The organism is uncultured Fibrobacter sp. (assembly GCF_947305105.1).
GTDB lineage: Bacteria > Fibrobacterota > Fibrobacteria > Fibrobacterales > Fibrobacteraceae > Fibrobacter.
Window position 1 is genome coordinate 77,256 of record NZ_CAMZCS010000010.1, and the last position, 19,782, is coordinate 97,037.

At 52.2% G+C, this 19,782-nt stretch carries 20 protein-coding genes and 1 tRNA gene; 5 read left to right on the forward strand and 16 right to left on the reverse strand.

Features of this window, described 5'->3' with window-relative positions; translation table 11 throughout:
• The 5 genes from Q0Y46_RS06880 to Q0Y46_RS06900 form a co-directional block, all read right to left on the reverse strand.
• A complete protein-coding gene (locus Q0Y46_RS06880) occupies nucleotides 1–1,914 on the reverse strand; it encodes a hypothetical protein (RefSeq protein WP_297946058.1) in 1,914 nt (637 codons plus the stop codon).
• Nucleotides 1,915–1,923: 9 nt separating this feature from the next.
• Nucleotides 1,924–2,691, reverse strand: coding sequence for a PASTA domain-containing protein (locus Q0Y46_RS06885; RefSeq protein WP_295679743.1), 768 nt, complete (start codon nucleotides 2,689–2,691; stop codon nucleotides 1,924–1,926).
• Between the two features lie 2 nt (nucleotides 2,692–2,693).
• Nucleotides 2,694–3,404: a Crp/Fnr family transcriptional regulator gene (locus Q0Y46_RS06890; RefSeq protein WP_290959317.1), complete on the reverse strand. Its 711-nt coding sequence runs from the start codon at nucleotides 3,402–3,404 to the stop codon at nucleotides 2,694–2,696.
• Nucleotides 3,405–3,430: 26 nt separating this feature from the next.
• Nucleotides 3,431–4,714, reverse strand: a complete 1,284-nt coding sequence (locus Q0Y46_RS06895; RefSeq protein WP_295679745.1) for an adenylosuccinate synthase — start codon at nucleotides 4,712–4,714, stop codon at nucleotides 3,431–3,433.
• A 542-nt stretch (nucleotides 4,715–5,256) separates the two neighbouring features.
• Nucleotides 5,257–6,240, reverse strand: a complete 984-nt coding sequence (locus tag Q0Y46_RS06900) for a MoxR family ATPase (RefSeq protein WP_297946060.1) — start codon at nucleotides 6,238–6,240, stop codon at nucleotides 5,257–5,259.
• Nucleotides 6,241–6,335: 95 nt separating this feature from the next.
• Here Q0Y46_RS06900 and Q0Y46_RS06905 point away from each other — a divergent pair, with 95 nt between their 5' ends.
• Entirely contained in the window at nucleotides 6,336–7,169 is an 834-nt protein-coding gene (locus Q0Y46_RS06905) for a hypothetical protein (protein ID WP_297946061.1), read from the forward strand.
• A gap of 4 nt (nucleotides 7,170–7,173) precedes the next feature.
• Here the strand turns inward: Q0Y46_RS06905 and Q0Y46_RS06910 are convergent, their stop codons facing one another.
• The 4 genes from Q0Y46_RS06910 to Q0Y46_RS06925 all read right to left on the reverse strand — a co-directional run bounded on the left by Q0Y46_RS06910 (nucleotide 7,174) and on the right by Q0Y46_RS06925 (nucleotide 9,440).
• The gene (locus tag Q0Y46_RS06910; protein ID WP_297946063.1) at nucleotides 7,174–8,112 is read right to left on the reverse strand and encodes a hypothetical protein; all 939 of its coding nucleotides are present in this window, start codon (nucleotides 8,110–8,112) and stop codon (nucleotides 7,174–7,176) included.
• 272 nt (nucleotides 8,113–8,384) lie between these two features.
• Nucleotides 8,385–8,816 carry a GNAT family N-acetyltransferase gene (locus Q0Y46_RS06915; protein WP_297946065.1) on the reverse strand — a complete coding sequence of 144 codons (432 nt, stop codon included), beginning with the start codon at nucleotides 8,814–8,816 and terminating at the stop codon, nucleotides 8,385–8,387.
• Between the two features lie 57 nt (nucleotides 8,817–8,873).
• Complete coding sequence (locus Q0Y46_RS06920; protein ID WP_295679760.1) at nucleotides 8,874–9,191, reverse strand: TfoX/Sxy family protein; 318 nt, start codon at nucleotides 9,189–9,191, stop codon at nucleotides 8,874–8,876.
• 6 nt (nucleotides 9,192–9,197) lie between these two features.
• Nucleotides 9,198–9,440, reverse strand: coding sequence for a hypothetical protein (locus tag Q0Y46_RS06925; RefSeq protein WP_297946067.1), 243 nt, complete (start codon nucleotides 9,438–9,440; stop codon nucleotides 9,198–9,200).
• A 145-nt stretch (nucleotides 9,441–9,585) separates the two neighbouring features.
• Here Q0Y46_RS06925 and Q0Y46_RS06930 point away from each other — a divergent pair, with 145 nt between their 5' ends.
• Complete coding sequence (locus tag Q0Y46_RS06930) at nucleotides 9,586–9,918, forward strand: multidrug efflux SMR transporter (RefSeq protein ID WP_297946069.1); 333 nt, start codon at nucleotides 9,586–9,588, stop codon at nucleotides 9,916–9,918.
• An 8-nt stretch (nucleotides 9,919–9,926) separates the two neighbouring features.
• Here the strand turns inward: Q0Y46_RS06930 and Q0Y46_RS06935 are convergent, their stop codons facing one another.
• The 4 genes from Q0Y46_RS06935 to aroA all read right to left on the reverse strand — a co-directional run bounded on the left by Q0Y46_RS06935 (nucleotide 9,927) and on the right by aroA (nucleotide 14,815).
• The gene (locus tag Q0Y46_RS06935) at nucleotides 9,927–10,919 is read right to left on the reverse strand and encodes a hypothetical protein (RefSeq protein WP_297946070.1); all 993 of its coding nucleotides are present in this window, start codon (nucleotides 10,917–10,919) and stop codon (nucleotides 9,927–9,929) included.
• A gap of 64 nt (nucleotides 10,920–10,983) precedes the next feature.
• Nucleotides 10,984–11,169, reverse strand: coding sequence for a hypothetical protein (locus Q0Y46_RS06940; RefSeq protein ID WP_295679772.1), 186 nt, complete (start codon nucleotides 11,167–11,169; stop codon nucleotides 10,984–10,986).
• 161 nt (nucleotides 11,170–11,330) lie between these two features.
• On the reverse strand, nucleotides 11,331–13,508 hold the full coding sequence (gene dacB, locus Q0Y46_RS06945; protein ID WP_297946072.1) for a D-alanyl-D-alanine carboxypeptidase/D-alanyl-D-alanine-endopeptidase: 2,178 nt from the start codon (nucleotides 13,506–13,508) through the stop codon (nucleotides 11,331–11,333).
• On the reverse strand, nucleotides 13,508–14,815 hold the full coding sequence (gene aroA / locus Q0Y46_RS06950; protein WP_366522489.1) for a 3-phosphoshikimate 1-carboxyvinyltransferase: 1,308 nt from the start codon (nucleotides 14,813–14,815) through the stop codon (nucleotides 13,508–13,510). Before aroA ends, dacB begins: the two co-directional genes overlap by 1 nt.
• Before the next feature lie 50 nt (nucleotides 14,816–14,865).
• On the opposite strand from aroA, the gene Q0Y46_RS06955 reads away from it, so the two are divergent.
• Nucleotides 14,866–15,615, forward strand: a complete 750-nt coding sequence (locus Q0Y46_RS06955; protein WP_295679779.1) for an acyl-ACP thioesterase domain-containing protein — start codon at nucleotides 14,866–14,868, stop codon at nucleotides 15,613–15,615.
• A 6-nt stretch (nucleotides 15,616–15,621) separates the two neighbouring features.
• On the opposite strand, the gene Q0Y46_RS06960 is transcribed toward Q0Y46_RS06955, so the two are convergent.
• Nucleotides 15,622–16,527, reverse strand: a complete 906-nt coding sequence (locus Q0Y46_RS06960) for a hypothetical protein (protein WP_295679782.1) — start codon at nucleotides 16,525–16,527, stop codon at nucleotides 15,622–15,624.
• A gap of 35 nt (nucleotides 16,528–16,562) precedes the next feature.
• Complete coding sequence (locus tag Q0Y46_RS06965; protein WP_366522490.1) at nucleotides 16,563–17,510, reverse strand: MBL fold metallo-hydrolase; 948 nt, start codon at nucleotides 17,508–17,510, stop codon at nucleotides 16,563–16,565.
• Between the two features lie 181 nt (nucleotides 17,511–17,691).
• Here Q0Y46_RS06965 and Q0Y46_RS06970 point away from each other — a divergent pair, with 181 nt between their 5' ends.
• Nucleotides 17,692–18,057, forward strand: coding sequence for a hypothetical protein (locus Q0Y46_RS06970; RefSeq protein WP_290961500.1), 366 nt, complete (start codon nucleotides 17,692–17,694; stop codon nucleotides 18,055–18,057).
• A gap of 94 nt (nucleotides 18,058–18,151) precedes the next feature.
• Nucleotides 18,152–18,225: transfer RNA gene (locus Q0Y46_RS06975), tRNA-His, on the forward strand.
• 136 nt (nucleotides 18,226–18,361) lie between these two features.
• On the opposite strand, the gene Q0Y46_RS06980 is transcribed toward Q0Y46_RS06975, so the two are convergent.
• Nucleotides 18,362–19,782 (reverse strand): InlB B-repeat-containing protein (locus Q0Y46_RS06980; protein WP_297946077.1); only part of this gene is annotated, 1,421 nt, incomplete at its 5' end.

The window sequence follows — 19,782 nt, forward strand, 5'->3', positions numbered from 1 at the left end:
CTACTTTTTAGTGCCCGAGAAAAAGGCCTTCGCTTCGGGATGGTTCGGGTTCAATTTGAGCAGAGCCTTGTACGACTTCGTGGCTTCGGCCTTCATGCCCAGCGCCACCTGGATGGCACCGATATGCTCCCAGTACACGGCGTCTTCGTGCATGTTTTTCTCGTTAATGAGCAGCATCACGTCGTAGGCCTGTTTGTAAAGTCCCTTCCGGTAAAGTCCCCAGGCCTTGGAATCCAAATACGCCTCGCGCGCCGGCGAATTGCCTGCCTTGTCGAGCGCCTTCTGCACAAGCGCAAGCCCGCGGTCCACATCGGTTGCAGAGCGGTTCATGTCGATAAGCGAGTAACCATAATAATTCATGATCTCTGGGAAATCCAGCCCCGACGATTCCGGCTGCTTGAGCAAAAGTTCGAACATCGCGAAAGATTCGTCGTAACGGCCCATGCGCTCCAAATTCATCGCCATATAGACGCGCGTTCCCATGTCCGTAGAATCGGCAAGCAAAAGGCTTTCCCAGAAGAGTTCCGCCCTCTCGCGAGCCTCTTTCGCATAAGTTTTCATGGAATCGTTCGCGCTGGCGTTCTTTTCGATATCGTTCGCCTCGAAGGTATAGATGCGGGCATAGGCGTTGCGGAACTGCCGGTGCATGCGGTTCGCCTGTTTCCTCATCTCGTTCGCCGACGCCGAATCCACGCCGACCGGAGGATTCCACTTGCTCCACACCGCCAACAGGGAATCGAGCATTCCATAAGCCTTCTTGTATTCGCCCACATAACCGTACGTCATCGCGAGCATCGGCTTTTCGCCACCCATCGATGCGGAATCAGCTTTCTCGGCATAGAACACCGCATTCTTCTTGTCGTTCTCGCTCAAGGCAATGCTGGCAAGCGCACGGTAAGCGTTCGCCACATAAACCGGCTGAGAGCCGAGCTGTTCGGCGGCCTCTTTCAAGTGGACCTTCGCACTGTCCAAGTCCATCGCGATATATTCGTAGTGGCCCAGGAAATTTGTCAAAATAGGAGTGCGAACAGAATCTGTATAATATTTATGCTTCAGGAACTTGTAAGCAGAATCCCTGTTCTTTTCTGCGATAGTCGTCATCACGCCGACAATAATTTTTTCAGAGACAACATCGGACGTCATGACCGTATCGGCGATTGCACGGGCCTCACCGAGGCGTTTTTGCAAGAGCAAAATTTGCACCATCTGTTGCAGCATGGCCCTGTCCCCGTTGGCGTTGTAGGCAGCTTCGAGCAAGTCCACCAAAGCGGAATCGCGGTGCATTTCGGCAAGCAACGTGAACTGGCGTTGGAACAGCGAAGGCATGTAGTTCACCTGCGGCAACAGTATCCCGTACACGCGGACAAGTTCCTTCTTGTCTTTCACAATTTCCAAGAACAAGCTGTAGTCGTAAAGCAGAGCCATGTCCTGGTAATGTGCGGAATCAAGACCCAAGTTAAAATACTTCCGGGCGGAATCGGCCGTACCCTCTTTTACATACAAATGAGCAAGCAAGGCATAATGGCGGGCAAGTTTCTTACCCTTCAAGCGGTTCGCCTGCTGGGCATAGACCAAAGCGAGAGAATCGTCACCGCGCATCGCGATCCTGTCGGCAACTTCGAAACCGAGGTAACGGTTGCCCGGGTCGGCTTCGTAAGCCTGCATCATCAACGCATCGGCCATATCGTGCGCACCGCGCATTTCGAGGTTAACCGCTTGCAAGTACGCCGCATGGGCGACATCCAAATTCTGGGGATATACAATAGTATCGTGTTCGGACTCGTCTGCCTGCGCCGCAGCAGGTGTTGCGGCAGAAGGTGTTTCGGCAGACTTCTTCGCAGGTGCAGAACTGCACGCACTCACCAAAAGTGCGCACGCTGCAAACGCTACGAGAGTACCGAACAAGCCCTTCATAACCCGTCCCTAGTCAACAATGACGAAATTGATCTTGGTGTCCGGCGGGAGATAGTCCCCGTACTTCGGGAACGTTTCAAGGACCGTACCGGGAGCATAGCCCCTATCTTCGGGATCCTTGACGCGCTTGATCTTGCCCACGACAAATCCAAGAGTCTCAAGTTTCGCATACACGTCGTCTAAAGGAACGCCCTCGAAGTTCGGGAGCAAAATCTTGCCCTTGGTCGCACCGGCCGAAATCACGACCTTCACGGTATCGCCAATGCGGACCTTGTCACCCGCACCAGGAATCGTGCGGATTACGACGCCGCGCGGAATGCTCGCGTGTGCGCCCTTGACAATCTCGCCCTGCACAAGCCCTGCGCGGGAAAGCGAGATGGCAGCCTGTTTCTGGCTCGTTCCGCGGAGGTCCGGGATAACGACTTCGCGTAGCCCGAGGCTCGGCGTGAGTTTCACCGTGCGGCCGACTTTCGCTTCGCGGCCCGCCTTCGGCATTTGCACAAGCACCATGCCAGCCGGTACCTGAGCACTGTAACGGCCTTCTTTGACCCATTCTGCCTTGAAGCCAGCCTCTTTGAGAGCCTTCTCCGCAGCGGCCTGGTCCATGCCTTCCAGGTTAGGGACAATTTCTGTACTGGTCAAGTGCCCGGCAAAAACGGGCATCACAATCTTGTCTACAATAAAAGCCAAAAAGATGAGCGCAACGGCCCAAATCAGAAGTGCCTTGACCACAGGGCGTCGCGTCAGCTTCGCCCAGATAGCCTTTAGTTTATCCATAATTAACCCTTGGTTGCCCTTTCTTGCAACATGTCTTCGTCAAAGATCACGATGTCTTTTCCGGTCATCGCGATAGCGCTCGTCTTGACGAGCAACGAGCAAATGCGGCTCACAGTTTCGCGAGTCGTACCGGACATGTCGGCCAGCTGCTGCTGCGTGGGGCGGTTGTGGATGACCGTCACCATCTTGCCATTGTCTGTGTGGATGCGCACGCCGCGTTCCTGCATGAGGTTGAGGAGCGTACCGGCCACGCGACCACTCACCGACATCGTGGAGAGCGACCCGATCTGGCGGTTCGCCTTGCGCAAGCGCTTGCTCATCTCGCTCAAGAGGCCCATCGCAATTTCCGGCGACTGGCGGATGAGCGTGAGGAACGACTCACGATGGATGATGAGGAGTTGCGCGTCAGTGACCGTGCGGACCGAAGCGGACCTGGGTTCGCCGTCAATCAAGGACATTTCACCGAAGAAGTCTCCGCGTTCGAGGAACGAAAGAATCGTCTCGCGACCATCGACGCCGGTCATGTAGACCTGCACGGAACCGGAAGCGATAAGGTACAGCGCCTGCACCGAATCGTCACCTTCCAGAACCACAGTCTCGTCGCGAACGAAGTTCTGGGCGACAACCAAATTCGCGAGCATCTTGAGCTGCTCCTCATTCAGTTCCGAGAAGAGTTCCACACCTTTCAACAAGCCAAGAATAGATTCGTTCATATAAATCTCCTTCGGTTTACAGGTTACTAATCTAAATCTACAACAATACTCTCGTCGCGCTTGGCACCGATAGACACCATGCCTATTTTCACGCCGACCAATTCGGCCATGCGGTACAGGTACTTCTTTGCGTTTTCCGGGAGTTCGTCAAACTTGCGGCACTTGCTCGTGTCCACCTTCCAACCCGGCATGTCTTCGTACACCGGAGTGCAGCGACCGACCTTCGACAGCTGGTTCGGGATAAAGTCGAGCTTTTCGCCATCGCACATGTAGTGCGTGCAAATCTTGATTGTGTCGAACGTGTCGAGAACGTCGAGCTTCGTGATAGCGAGGTGGGTCAGGCCGTTCACCACGGCAGCCTTGCGGACCACCGGGGCGTCGAACCAACCGCAGCGGCGGTTGCGGCCCGTTGTCGCACCAAATTCGTTACCGATGTTGCGGAGCTTGTCGCCTGTCTCGTCCAAAAGTTCTGTGGGGAACGGGCCGTTGCCTACACGCGTCGTGTAGGCCTTTACGACGCCCACCACTTGGTCCAGCACCGTAGGACCGATGCCGGCGCCGCAGCTTGCGTAGCCTGCGACCGTGTTGCTCGACGTGACGAACGGGTATGTACCCTGGTCCACATCGAGGATGGTGCCCTGGGCACCTTCGAACACAAGGCGCTTGCCTTCCTTGACAGCCTTGTAGAGCATCTCGCTCACGTCGCGCACGAACGGCTTGATTTTCTGGCCGAGTTCGAGGTAGTCCTTGATGACCTGTTCGGGGTCGATCTCAGGCACGTCGTACATCACCTTGAATTCTTCGTTGTGGACCTTCGCCATCGCCTCGACACGGGGGCGCAGTTCGCGTTCGTCCATGAGGTCACCGACGCGCACACCAATGCGGTTCACCTTGTCGCTGTAGCAGGGGCCGATACCGCGACCAGTCGTACCGATTGCAGCCTTGCCGGCCTTCTTTTCTTTAGCCTTGTCGAGCGCAGAGTGGTACGGGAGCACAACGTGAGCGTTGTTGGCAATAAACAAACGGCCTTCCGGGTTGATGCCCTTAGTATGGAGGTCCGCAATTTCGGCGAGAGTCTGCACCGGGTCAAGAACGACACCGTTGCCAATAACACAAATCTTATCCGGATGCATGATGCCGGACGGAATCAAGTGGAACACAAATTTCTTGTCACCGACCTCGACAGTATGGCCGGCATTGGCACCACCTTGGAAACGCACGATGATATCAGCATCGAGCGTCAAAAAATCAACAATCTTGGCTTTTCCTTCATCGCCCCACTGGGAGCCGATCACAACACGATTTGCCATAATTCCTTCGTTTTATTCCTCATATTAAAAAGGGAAACTCCAAGGCACCTCCCAGGAGCCCTTTTTCGCCATAAAGATAGCAATTAGTAACTAGAAGTCAGAGGTTGGAGGTTAGGATAAAATCCCCAAAAACGCGGAAAAAGCGCGATTAAAGGGGCGTTAGCTTGGACATAAACCATTTTTGGAGCGAAAAACAGTCGCGGGGCGTATAAATAGCCCCAAAATCCCCCGCTTATACGCCCTTTTTAGATTACAGATAAAATAACCATAAAAAGAGCGGCATTATACGCCCAATCGTAAGAAAAAACGTCCTCATGATTAGAATTTGGCTTATTCAGCCACAAAAGCCTCAAAAAAATTCATCCATTAGCGATTTTTATATATCAGCGCATAATAGAGAAAGAAAAATCCCCGCATAGAAGCGGGGATGACAACGATGGTTAGAGATTGCCACGGCCTTCGGCCTCGCAATGACAATCGAGAAGCGACCCGCGACGTTCTCAGCCTGCGACTTGCGACGCTCGCGATCCGCGTTTAAACTTTTACGGAACCTCAACAGAATCCAAAATCTTCTGCACGACGGTTTCGGCGGAGACTTCTTCTGCTTCGGCCTCGTAGCTCAGGATAATGCGGTGACGGAGCACTTCCATGGCGACGGCCTTCACGTCTTCCGGCGTCACGTAGGCACGGCCCTGGATGAACGCATGAGCCTTGGCAGCCTGGGCAAGGCCAATCGACGCACGCGGAGATGCACCCACTTCCACAAAGCCGACCAGGTCGCTACGCTTGATGCTGCCCGGATCGCGGGTCGCAAGCACGAGGTTCACGATGTATTCGCGCACGCGTTCGTCCACGTACACCTGCTTCACCATCTGGCGGGCGGCGAGGATGTCTTCCTTCGTGGCAACAGCCTGCGGCTGACGGAGTCCCGCACCGGCGACGGCGTCGAGAATCTTCATTTCGTCGGCCTTGTTCGGGTAGCTGACCTTCACCTTCAAGAGGAAACGGTCTACCTGGGCTTCGGGCAGCGGATACGTACCTTCCTGCTCGATGGGGTTCTGCGTGGCAAGCACCAGGAACGGTTCGTCCAGCTTGAACGTCTCATCACCAATCGTGATGTGGCGTTCCTGCATGGCTTCGAGGAGGGCGCTCTGCACCTTCGACGGAGCACGGTTGATTTCGTCAGCGAGCACGAGGTTCGTAAAGAGCGGCCCCTTGCGCGTCTCGAACTTGGATTCCTTCGCGTTGTAAATCGTGGTACCCAGCAAGTCGGCCGGCAACAGGTCGGGAGTGAACTGGATGCGCTTGAAGTCCAGCGACACGGCATCGGCAAAAGCCTTCACCGCAGTCGTCTTGGCAAGACCCGGCAAGCCTTCCAGCAGCACGTGACCATCGGCCAGGATGCCCGTCAGAATGCTTTCGACCAGAGCCTTCTGGCCAATCACCGTACCTTCCACTTCACGCAGCAGGTTCATGCAAAAAGCACTCTGCTGTTTAACCTTTTCCGAAAGTTCCTGAATATCCATTTAGTTAACCTCTAAAATTTTTACGGACATTAAAATACAAAAATTGCCCCGAAAAAAACAAATTCTGCCCCTTTATGTTACATTTATTGCGCAACATGGCACATTTTACCGAAAAAGAGCTCCGAATTTACGAGGCTGAAATCCGCAAGAAGCCCCTACCCATGCTTTACCGCGAGCGCGACGCCATCACAAATGACCCCACGCCCGAACGGCAGAATATCGTCAAGGCCCGCATCGAGGCCCTCGAAGACCGTAAACGGAGAATCGACAGCGCAAGGCTAAGGGAACAGGAAAAGAGATGGATTGCCGAACAGCAGGTCGTGCAAAAGCTGAACCAGGAAATCATCAAGCAGCCGCAACCCCTGCCCGACAAAAAAGGATTTAAGAAATTCCTGATACTCATCGGCATCGTATTCGCAGTCTTCGTTTTCGCATTACTTCGCGGACCACGCGGCCGCCCTGAAGACGGTTTACTATTCACCATTGTCAGCGACCCTTCCATTATCAGGAACCTTCAATTTTGGCGCGTTTTCAAATTTGCCAAGTTCCTCCCTGCAATCGGGATTCTCTTCTGGTATTCGACAAGCATCCCCTTTATCAATAAACACATCTGGAAAGACAAGGAGCCGTCATCCAATCTCGCGCCCGAGGATTTCTGGCTCAGGAACTTCAAGATAGCCCTGAGCATCGCATCGTTCCTTTTCTTCCTTTCCCTAGAAACTTTCGCCCGCGGGGAATACAATGGTCTGTTCTATTCCGACCAGGGCCAACCCGCATACATCATCGCGCTTGGCTACCTAGTCGCATCAACTTTGTACATCATCAACGCGTTTTTCCCCATAATCAAGAGGTTCCGCCCCAAGTTCGGCATAACCCTGCTCGCATTTGTCGCAATCCTCGAAGCTTGCGTCAAGAACTGCTTTTCGTAAGAAGTTACCAAAAATGAAATCCTAGACCGACATAAAACGTATGCGCAATATCTTTTTTTCCCGTTTCTGTCAGCTCTCCATATTTCAGCATGTATTTCGCTTTTATCGATAAATATGCCGCCACACCAAGTTTGACATCTGTAGACGGGTCGAGCCAGGGACGAAATTCAATTTGCATTCCTGCCACATAAGGATCCCACAAACCGACAAATGGAACTACCTTTAAGCGCTTAACTTCAAACAGGTCAAAACCCAAAATAAACACCCATCCATCAATATAATTTTCATCCGAGTCTAGTGTCGGAACAAACAAGAGTCGCCAGATTTGAATCGGTATTCCAAGTTCCCAGCCTCCAATCGTCAACCATCCCTCGACTCCAATGCCACCCGTATATAATTTTCTCGTGTAATAATTCAAGAACGCCATGTAATCCTTTAATAATTCTTCAAATCGATTTCGTATACTCTTTATCAACGGCAACCGTTCCGAATTCGGGAATTTCTGCTCAAATTCTTCTAGCGATAGAATCACTTTCCTTAGACATTCAGGATCCATTCCACTTCTATAATAAAATTTACTATATACGCGATCTCCAAAAACAGTGGATTGACCAAAAGACACAAAAATCAAAGTGTCTCCCAAATACTTGTCCGCCAGCTTTTCGCGGTGCAATGTATTATAACGCATTACATCGAATTTGTTACGTATTCCATAAAAAGCCGTCAACTTCAGCAAGATTTCACATAAATTCTTTTGTTCCTCATCGTCGCTAGACAAAATCATTTCTTCAAGTTTTGCCTTCACTACATTAGAATCGGTTAAATTCATATTTGCATCAAGATAATCTAATAAAGAATCCTTAACAAAAGAATATTGTACTTGACGCCCAACCTTTTCGTACTCCCCAAGCCATAAGTCAATAGCCAAGTCGTAACGTTCCACCAACAAGTAGATTTGGAGCAGTTCCAGATTATCAATTGCAAATTCATCTGGAGCCCGTTCTTTTATATAACGGACCGTTGAAATAACATCATCTTTTCTCTGTTTTTTTTATGATGCAAGTAAAGCACTCCTATACGCATTAAACTGGGATATAGATTCTCCGAAATAACGATTTTCTGTGTCAGCAAAAAGCCATACATTCAAGAAAAGAATTATTCCGACAAGAAATCTCATTCTCTTTTTCCCAACGCCAACAATTTGGTCCCTACAGATCAAACTTCCTTTTCCATGTACACGCATTGGAACGTGTCATGGTGCGGGGTGCCGTTTTCGTTAAAACTATACCCTAATTTTTTGTAGAAGTCTTCAACACCGACGCGGCTTGATACGACCGCCTTACGGTATCCTGCTTCGCGCATCCACTTTTCGGCCTCGTTGACAACGACCTGGCCCAAGTGCTGACCTCGGTATTCCGGCAACACCACGACACGCCCGATTTCGGCCACTCCCTCGCGGACTTCAAACCAGCGGCAGGTGGCAACTGGGTAAATATCGTCCAGCGCCAAGATATAATGGCAGTTCCCGCCGTCATGCGCATCAATTTCGGCATCAAGCGGAATCTGGTATTTATGCATCATCGCAGCCATGCGCACGTAGTACGCGCCCGCACGCTCACATTCCTTTGTCACTCTGATAATCTTCATTCGTTCAGAATATAATAAACTTGGTTACAACCAAATTTCATCAAATACGCTTTGTTTCTATTTCTTTTTCGGAGCCGGCAACTCCGGCAACATTGCGTCAAGCAAACGCACCAGCAAGTTGTTGTCTTCGATTTGCTCGTTGGTCACACGGAGCATGGGCTTTGCACCTTCGTAGGGCAACTGCTTCTTTGCGCCCGGCAACATCGTGAGAGCCGCCGCCACGGGCTTTACCAGCAAACGGTCATCGTAAATCCCGCCAAAGATTTTCCCGTCGGCATACAGAATGTACTCACCCATCATCTTGCGGGTGGTCACGCGCAGTTCGCCCTTGAACTGCTGCAAAACGTGGTCACGAAATTTTTCAGAACTCGGCATAACTATTTACTCCACTTTCGTCCAGTCAATTTTGTCATCGATATGCATTGTATCGCTTGGATTATACACTCGCAGCGAAACCCCATCTGAACGGTTCACTGTGTTTTCTGCAGATGGGTCCGGCATCCTTGTATTTTGGTATGTCTGGACATCTCGCCCTTCTTTCACCATGCGACGGTCATCCGGCGTATTCCCGACTCCATCAATCACATGGCAACCGCGCGGATCGTTGCACGCACAACCGGTCAAAAGCAAAAAGGCTATAACACAAACAAGTTTCATCGTTTCAAAAAAAATAGATTTTTCCGCACACAAAAAAGACATAGCCCCTGCAAAATCAACAATTTCACCGGAATCGATTCATATTCCCAAAATTAATTTGTATATTCTCCCCATGCTCAACTATGTATTTCTTATCCTCGCCATTGTCGCAGAAGCGGCCGGTACCACGCTCCTCAAGATGTCGGAGCAGTTCACCAAACTCATCCCTTCCATCGCCTCGCTCGTCTGCTACGTGGCGTCGCTCTACCTGCTGAGTCTTTGCCTGCGCACCATTCCCATCGGAATCGCTTATGCCACCTGGTCGGCACTCGGCATCGCTCTCATTACAATAAGTGGCATCTTCTTTTTCAAGCAGATGCCCGATTTGGGAGCCATCGTAGGGCTCATCCTGATTGTTTCCGGCGTTGCCGTGCTGAATCTATTTTCGAAGATGGATATCCACTAGACTTCTGTCTAGTCCATCATCAATTCTTCGTATGTGATTTTTCCGTCACGATAGTCCTTGCACTTGCCTAGCATATTTTCATAGGCGCGCTTCCGGGACTCTTCTGTCACATTCTTTTTGACCGATTTTTCCACCTGAACCATGCGACTCCCATTGCACTTGGTCTCGGATTTGACGACATCTCCATAAATTTCCTTATCAAGAATGTCTTCGTCCTCGTCGTCATCGTCATCAGTGTTCATATAAGCCTTGCAAGTGGCTTCTGTGCCCAAGTCCATTTCCATGGTGCTGTTCGTAACCATCGAGTCCCCTTCAAAGGTCACATCGCCCTTCGTAAGGAATTCGGCTCCGGCAAAGTTCCCGGTCATGCTTATCTTCCAGAAGTTATCCGTCAACTCACCATCACAAACCACGGCGGCGTCGTTCTTGGATACATCCATTTTCGACATGAAATCAATCATCGCCAGCAGTTCTTCCTTGGTCAAACCTGATTCCGCAAGAATCTCGTTCAACGTCTCGGAAGGAATCGCTTCGACCACTTTGTCAAAGCCCGAAGTCGGGACCCATTCTTCGTAGATGCAGGTCCATTGCACATTCTGGCCTAAGTAGACAGCCGACTGCACATCGCCATCTTGGCATACTCCATTGTTTAAAATTTCAGAGAACTTTCTCCCAGAATCATCTGTATCACCCATCTTCGCTTCAAATGCCCTGAGAAGTCTCAACTGTTCCGGAGTCATCATTTCATTGAGATTGATGCTGGAACCGTCGTTTGTATGATTTATTTCTTCGTTATTAGAACCATTTACGTGGGTTTCGCCTTCATCGGAAGCACCTTCACTGGAATTGGATGTTTTTTTCGTGTCGGAAGCTTGTTGTTCCAAGCCCGAATCGGGTTGATCAATTGCACTTTCACTCGGCTTGGTTGACGACGAACCGCTGTCGCAAGCGGTCAAGGCGAAAGATACCGCAAATGCGGTTGCCAAAAATTTGAATTTCATAACAGGCCTCCTATGACATCCCATCTACCGGAAATATACATTTTCCCCGGTAAAACGAGAATCACTAGGAGTGGTGGGTAGCACTTTTATGATGTTCTTGCAACCAGGCTTCGAAAGATTCCATGCTTTTTTCTTTCCTGTACCCTACAAAAGGTTTTTCCTGGTGGAACTTTGTTTTCCAGCAAACATAAGCGAACGCAAGGATAGCAAGGCCCGCGATGCAGAACAACTTGATGTATTCCATTTCCATTTGTATTCCCCCAAAAATCACTCTTCCCCAACAACTCCCCTAAAATAGATTATCCGCTTCGCCAATGTCAATAAAATAAGGTTTTCTTTTGCTCCCCTATTTTCGTTTTTTTTCTTACGATTTATTACCCTGCTTTTTTAGCGCAAAAAACGCAAAAAACACTAGGGCTGAGCGAATTCAAAAAGCGTGATTCCTGGGAGTTTGCCCTTGCGGGATATGAGATATTCTTGGAGAGGTTGCTCCACGACCTTCTTCCGAACCATCGAGGCATGGCGCAACCGTGGTTTTTCGCCGGGGCGCAAGATGACAAAACCTGTGTGGGTCACATCTATTTTTTCAGATTTGCCGACGAACGCAATCCCTGCGACCATCATGGGCCCTTTATACGCCTTTCTCGACCAATCCAGAGCCTTGGAGTACGGCAAGTAACGCAGGTCCATCATCGGGTCGGCGGCGGGTTTGCCATCCACCAAATACTTGAGCCTTTTGGATGCAAAGAATTCGTTCTTGGGTATCTTGCGGACAATGGAGGTATCACCGGGCATGGGCAACACCCTAGCAAACTTTCCTTCGCCCACCCAATCCATCATCATGTAATGTTTGCGGGTCGTAAAACCGATTTTGCCGTCTTTATAACGGATGCGCTGGAGTTGCGAAAACAAGGAATCTTCGTCCGGGGCGGTTGCAAGCGCAAGCACATGCTCCACAAAAGTCACGCAATCCACGGAATCGAGGTAGACAAGAGGCTTGTTCTCGATAGAATCCAGGTAGCTTTCACCCATGGGGCCAAAGCTGTAGGGCCTACCCATGAGGAGCCTGGAAAAATGGTCCAGTCGTTCGAAAAGCCCGCGCACATTCTGCGCATCCAGCCACATCTGCTTCATCTCCATCAGGGAGGCGTAATTGTCGTTCGTCGCCTTGACAATACGAATCCAGAGCGAGTCGAGTACGGCCTTGCTGGCGGCATCGGTGTTGCCGCCCGTCTCGTTCAGGTACATGGCAACCGCGAGTGTGTCGCCGTCCATCGGGAACACATAACCCACCAAGGCATGAGCCTCGGCAATGAACCCGGTCTTGAAACGGGTGAGCCACGGGTATTCCAATTCGAGCATGCGCTTGCCGCCCGTGCCCACGCGGGGTCCGGCAAAACTGTTGATGTAGTAGCGGCCCTTCGAATGGCGGGCCATGGCACGCAGGAGTTTTGTCTCCGTCGAGGGTTTGAGCTTGTTCTTGGGAGAAAGCCCGCAACCATCCCAAACCTCGAAATCGTCGGGACTGATTCCCATCTCGATAAGGAACCGGCGTTCGGCGGCACGGCCAGCATCAACGCTGCCCTCGCCCAAAACTTGCGCCCCCATGTTCCTGAAAATCGTCTCGGCATGTAGATTCTGGCTGCGCTGGTTGATTTCGTCAAGCAAGCTCAGGAGCGGAGCCGAAGAATACGTGAAACTCTTGATTGCAATGCCCGAAGGGATGGCGTGGTCTTCGACGAACACGATGCCCTCGTCGGCCAGTGCGTGCATAAACGCCGCACGGAAGAACCCCACCGGATTGCGTACAGGCAACACCATCTGCGCGGAATCCACGCCCACGCCAATTTCACCACCGATGGTAATTTCGGGCTTGACCGGGTCCATCGCGTACGTCCACTTGCGGCGTTTGCCCTTCGCAGTCGTGAGCCTGTTGTTGATGACGACATAGCCCACATCGGGAACGACCGAGACAATACCGGCATCGCCCGGTTTTGCACCCGGCTTGACGCGCACCACCACGCAGTTATCGTTGAAGTCGAGCGGAGCAATTTCGGCACCGTACCAGGCATCGTAAAAATTCTTGCGCCAGTGTTCGGCCTTCCACGGGCCCTTGTAATACGACGTGTCCAAATCGAGGTGGCCCCTGATGGTGTCAATCCCCATAGCCCGCAACGAATCCACCATGGCATAAAGCATGTGGAACGGGTCTGCATAGTAGCGCCCAGAAATGTTCGGGTCGCCTTCGCCACGAATTCCAAGCGCCCCGGAGAACGTCTTTCCCTTCACGCTGCCGTTGAGCCTCAGGACTGTCTTAGGAGCATAGTCCAACGGCAAAAAATGCAACGCAGCAGCCGTGGTAAGCGTCTTGAGCGTACTTGCCGGAGTGAATTTTTCTGTACCGCGGATGTTCGCGATTTCATTGCCGCTCCGCACGGAGCGCACCGAAAGCCCGTACCTCGCCCCAGGAACCATGGAATCCACATAGGCCTGGAATTCGGAAATGTCTATCGCCGAAAACGAGTCCACCGAAAGGGCAAGAACGGCGACGCAGGTGCCAAGAATCGTGCGGGCTTTTCGGAAAAACATCACTTCGCCAATCTCAGGAAATCATCAAAATAGCTGGGATAAGTCTTGTTCACGCAAGCGGGATCCATAATCTTGATAGGAACTCCGCCCAGAGCGACCAGGCTGAAGCACATCGCCATGCGGTGATCGTTGTACGTCTCGATCGTTGCGCCAAGCAACTGCTGCGGAGGCGTAATCAAGATGCTGTCGGAAGTCTCGCGGACCTCGGCACCCACTTTGCGCAGTTCCGCTGCGATGGCGGCAATGCGGTCCGTCTCCTTCACGCGCCAGCTCGCAATGCCGCGAATGTTCGTGGCACCTTTCGCAAACAGCGCAAGCACGGCGACCGTCATGGCGGCATCCGGAATATCGTTCAAGTCCAGTTCCATCCCGTGAAGTTCACAACCGGATCCATCACATTCAATCCAGTCGGGGCCGAGTTCAACCTTCGCACCCATCTTGCGGAGGACATCCGTGAAACCGACATCCCCCTGGATACTGTCGCGGCCCACGCCGAGCACGCGCACCTTGCCTTTTGCAATGGCAGCGGCGGCAAGCGGGTAGCTCGCCGAGCTGGCGTCGCCTTCCACGTAATAATCGCCGGGAGAGCGGTACACGCCCTTGGGCACATAGAAATCGGTCAGGCCGTCATGCTTCACATCGATGCCGAATCGGCGCATCACGTCGAGCGTGAGCAAAATGTACGGAGCCGAAATGAGTTCGCCATCCACGTGAATGTGCAACGGGGTTTCGCAGTACGGGGCGCAAATGAGGAGCGCGGTCAAGTACTGGCTCGAAATATTGCCACGGACACTGACATCACCGCCCTTCAAACCGTGCGCATGGATTCGCACCGGCGGGTAGCCTTCGCTTTCTTCGTAAGAGATATCGGCGCCGATAGACCTGAGTGCATCCACCAAGTCGCGGATGGGGCGTTCTTTCATGCGCTCTTCGCCATGGAGCAAGACGCTTCCCTCTCCAAGCGTCAACGCGGCACACAAGGAGCGCATGGCCGTGCCTGCATTGCCAAGGAACAAATCCTGCACTTGCGGCGCAATGTTTATCGGGGCACCGCTGCCCACGACATACGCCTTGGAAAAATCGTCGGTAAAGACAATATCGCCCCCCAGTTTGCAAAGGGCATCGCCCATGTAGCGGGTATCGTCGCTCTTGAGCAGGTTATGCAGGCGAGTGTTCCCCTCGGCCAAAGCCGATATCAAAAGGACTCGGTTCGTGATGCTCTTGGAGCCCGGCAAATACACTTCGCCGTTATAGGAGTGCAAGGCCGGCAATTGAAGGAAACTAGGGCGAAACTGAAAATCTTCCATGATTTAAAATTATACATTATTATCGTAACGTTAAAAGATTATGGGATAAAATGGAACAAGGAATTACGACTAAAAGTTTCGAGGTCCGGTTTTCAGACTGCGACCACCATAGCCGCCTTAAGCTGTCGAACCTGTTTCTCTTTATGGAAGAAACCGCTATCGCCGATGCCGAAAGGAACGGGTTCGGTCTCTGGAAAATGATGAAGGCTGGGTACACCACCGTCATCACTCGCATGAAGGTACGCATTTTGCACACGCCCGTCTGGGGCGAAAAGCTCACCATTTCCACCTGGGCCAAGGAATTCTATAAAGACAAAGTATGCCTCAAGGACTACTCCATCCTGGATTCACAGGGGAACTCCATTGCGCAGGCAACGTCTTCGTGGTTGCTAGTGAACCTCAAGACAGGCAAGTCCGAGAACCCGGCGAACAGCCCGTTCCCCATACCGCTGCACCCCGGGAAAGACGCCCTCCCCGAGATGATGGACATCCTGAACCCGGAGATAGATCCGAAAATCGTCCACCAGGAACAGGCGCACTACAGCGACCTCGACATGAACAACCACGTGAACCACTGCCGCTACGTAGACTGGGTGATGGACGCACTTGACAAAGACGAAATCAAGAATCGCCGAGTACGTTCCATACAAATGAACTATATCGCGCAGGTCCCGCTAGATGCGAAGGTGAACATCGTGAGGTTCAAGAACACGAACCACCACGCCTACGTGTTTGGCATGAACGCCGACGACATGACCCAGTGCCATTTCCAGGCGCGCATCGGCCTCACCGACGGCTAGGCAAGGCTAAAAGACCAGCCTCACAGTCACATCGGCAAACAGGGCCCAGTAAGTCCCGTCAAAATTTCCAGCCACATGGGTTGTACCAAAACGTGTGGTGATGTTTTGGGTCGCATTATAACCCACCGAGAATCGTTGCGTCGTCACCAACGGGAAATCCTTGGAGAATTTCACCTTTTCGTCTTCGGGCTCCTCCGTCACCTTCGGATAGTAGAAGCTGCCGGAGTATTCCAATACAACATTTTCTATAAAGTACGATGCAAACAGCCCCGCACCTAGATTGTGCGTCATGAGATAATCTTCGGAATCATAATCGTCGCTTTTTAACGAAACAGAGTCCACCCGGCAATTATCATCGTTCCATATACACGAAACCGGTTGATTTCCACCTTGCGCATAATAAGTCGTCTGTTCGTACATCGTCCCCTTAAAACGGTAAGTCCGGTCCCAGAAATGGTCGAAAATAAAACCGCCAACTTCAAAGTGTTCGGTATTCACGCCAAGCGAAACGCCCAAGAAAGGGAGCCCATCCAGCCCTGCCGTAAACTTGCCAAATAGTATTTTGCTTTTGTACATCACACTGGCAGCCCCTTCAACAGGCGAATTCCCGAGGTCATAAATAAGACGATACTCCTTATTGTAAGGAACACCCTCTATTTTCTTTTGATGGTTTTGGCGTTTAATACCTTCTGCTGGCGATGCATTCAAATCTTTGCGATAAGAGGCATGCCCTTCCAAGACTAGAGAACCATCAGGAACATACATGCCTGCACCACGGAACTCCGGAGCAGGGCTGATATCCACCGTTACGGAATCCAGCTGGAGTTGCCTTTCGGTTTTCGGAGCCGGAGTCTCAGTCATGGCACAAGAAGTCAAGAATACCAATGCGGAAAAAAGCAAAAATCGTTTCATGCTTTAAAAGTAATTTTTTTTGGAGAAAAAAGCCTTTATTTTAATCCAGTATCAGGAACTATTCCGACACCCTCCAATAGTTCAAAGGTCACGCTACCCTCCTGATCGGTGCGGTACACCGCCGAGGAATCTCCCACGACATAAAGGAGCTTGCGCATCACCGGTGCGGCCGGGTGCCCGTAGGCGTTTTTCGCGCCGACGCTCACCACGGCATACTGCGGAGCCACCTGCGACAGGAACCCGATGGTGCTGCTCCCCGCCGACCCGTGATGCGCCACCTGCAAAATGTGCGCACGGAGCGACGGCGAATACTCCAGTAGCCTCCGCTCGCCGACAGAATCCAGATCCGCCGTCAGCAGCACACCGTAACCGCCATACTCCAGAAGCGCGACCACACTCGCCGCGTTCTCGGCGAGCGGTTCGCCCCTGGGCGGCCATAGCACATCTAGCCGCGCACCGGGCGAGGCGGCAGTACCGGAGCCCATGCCCCTACAACCCAACCCGCACATTCCCAGTACATCGCCGCGGGCAACCGTATCCACGGGCACCTTGAGCCGCGACGCCAGCCGCAGCACGCTGTCACGGACAATCCCCGCATAGGTATCGGGCCCAACGTACAGCCGTCCCACCCGGAGCGCCCCCGACTCGACCGCGTGCGCAAACTCCATAAAGCCACCGCCGTGGTCCCGGTGAGCGTGGCTCACCAGAACCCACTCCAACTCACGGACGCCACGCGCCGCAAGCGTGTCCACGAGACCGGCCGAGTCCGGCCCCGTGTCGAACAGCGCATAGCGCCCATCCTCCTCCAGCAGCACGGCCAGGCCCTGCCCCACGTCGAGGAAACTCACACGCAGGCCAGCATGGTCGGAGCCCTCCTCGGCATACATGCAGGCAGAAAAAACGGCACACAGAGCAAGGAATGCGGCCATCTGCCGCAGCCAGAGCCCCAGAACAGGGAAAAACGAGAAAACAGAATCGCACATACCCCTATAGACGTTTTTCCCGCCATTTTTGTCCACCCCACTTCAAAAAAAAACACAAAACCCCTCCCGCATCTTTTCTTCAAAAAAAACAACAATCCCCCATTCCCCACGCAAAAAAAACGCGGGCTTTTGCCCCCTCCCCCATTTTTTACTAAATTTTATGTTGAAAATCGGAGATTCTATGCAATTACCCAAATACAAAAAGAAAAAGCGCATCAAACTCAAGATTTGCCAAGAGCCTGGTTGCGGGCGCGAATTCTGGGGACACCCGATTGCCAAATACTGCGAACTGCACCGCGACATCAAGCAGCGCCAGAAGCAGAAGAAGGACGTCGAGAACATCGAATCCAAGAACATTATCTTCCGCCACAACTATACGGAATCCATGGACCTCTCCTTCAAGTGCAGCCTGGAAGGGTGCGACGAGAAGTTCACCATCCGCATTTTCCCAAAGCAGTACGTGTACCCGCGCTTCTGCATGGAGCACAGGAACGACTTCAAGCGCGAGAACTTCATCCGAATCATGTCGAAAAAGAGCTCTGATTAAGCTTTTTTTGCCCCTACAGGCCCGTTTCGCGGACTTTTTTCACGCCATCCCTTGAAATCTGGGATGGCTTTTTTATATTTGGTCTCGCTACATGGTGGATGTAGCTCAATTGGTTAGAGTCCCAGATTGTGATTCTGGATGTTGCCGGTTCGAGTCCGGTCATCCACCCTTAAAAAGAAGCACTGCATAACGCAGTGCTTCTTTTTTTTATTCTCCCTTGCCCTATGCAGGCCAACGCCCGCAAGCTCCATATACAAAGAAGGCGGCCCGGAGGCCGCCTTCTCAATTTCTCAGTCCTATCCGATTAGCGGACGACGACGCGCTTGGTCATCGTGCCCACGCGAACCAGGTAGCTGCCGCGGGTAGCGACGCTGACGAGTTCGACGGAGTTCTGGACGAACTTCTTGGCAATCACGCGGCCCTGGAGGTCAAGCACAGTGAGTTCGTCGCCGATGCGGGCGCCAATCACCTGGAGCTGACCATTCTCGCTGAAGACGGAGAACTTGGCAACAGAGCGAACGGCACGGAGGGAAGTACCCAGTTCGAAGCTGGCAACAATTTCCTTGTCACCGTACTTAACGATGATGGTGTCACCGGCATTCAGGAGTTCACCGTTAACCTTCCAGCCAACGAAAGCACTGTCGTCAGTGTCTTGGACCTTCGGGAGGACGTATTCCACAGAATCACCCTTGGCAACAACCACAGAGTCAATCACTTCGCCACTGACAACAACCTTGATGGTATCGAGATCCACATAGATGCCATTGACATCGAGGTCTTCAAGGACGACATTCAGGTTCTTGTCCCACTTGACGAACTTCTTGCCATCAACAGCCGGAGCCGTGTATTCGCAGGCAGTGCCATGCAAAACAGACTTCGTATGAACAAGCTTTTCTTCCACAAAGAAGCGGACCGTATGCACAACGGGCTGGCAGACAGCGCCAACTTCGATATCGGAGGTAGCAACGATGGTATCCGTGAGTTCGGCACCATTGACCGTGAGTTCAGAGCAGACAAAGTACGTACCACTGAGGGAGTCGATCATGCTCTTGAGACCGGTAATCACGGTATCCTTGAGGACATAGAACGAGGAATCAAGCGTCTTGCCACTAACCTCAATAGAGATGCTCACCTTCACGAGGGTATCAAACACAGCGTTCACAGTCATGTTGTCTTCAACATAGGTGAAGTCGGCATCCCAGTCGCTGAAGCGGTAGCCTTCGAACACCGGCACCAGGCTATCCGGAGCGATAGCGGCAGTACCGTAAGCGACGCGCTGGCTGTCAACGAGGACGGTGTCGAACGCGACGAACTTCACATCGAATTCCTTAGCGAGGCAGACTGCCACGAGTTCAGAAACTTCGGAAGCGAGGAAGGTGGAATCGCTGAAGGTTTCACCATCAACAGTCCAATCAACGCAGGTGCTGTCTTCGGTAGACGGGAGATCCGGAGTTTCAATGGTCGTGTCAGCCGGAACAGTGTCGCACTTGGTTTCACCGAGGGCGACGAAGCAAACTTCAACAACCGCAGTCATCTTGGCATTCACGGTGAGGTCAGACTGGACGTTCGTGAATTCCTTGTCCCAACCGTCGAAGCGGTAGCCTTCAAAGACCGGATCAGCCGGAGCAACAGCGCTGGAATCGAAGGCAACGCGCTGGCTGTCAACGAGAACGGTGTCGAACGCGACAAACTTCACGTCGAAGGCGTTGGCATGGCACTTGGCCA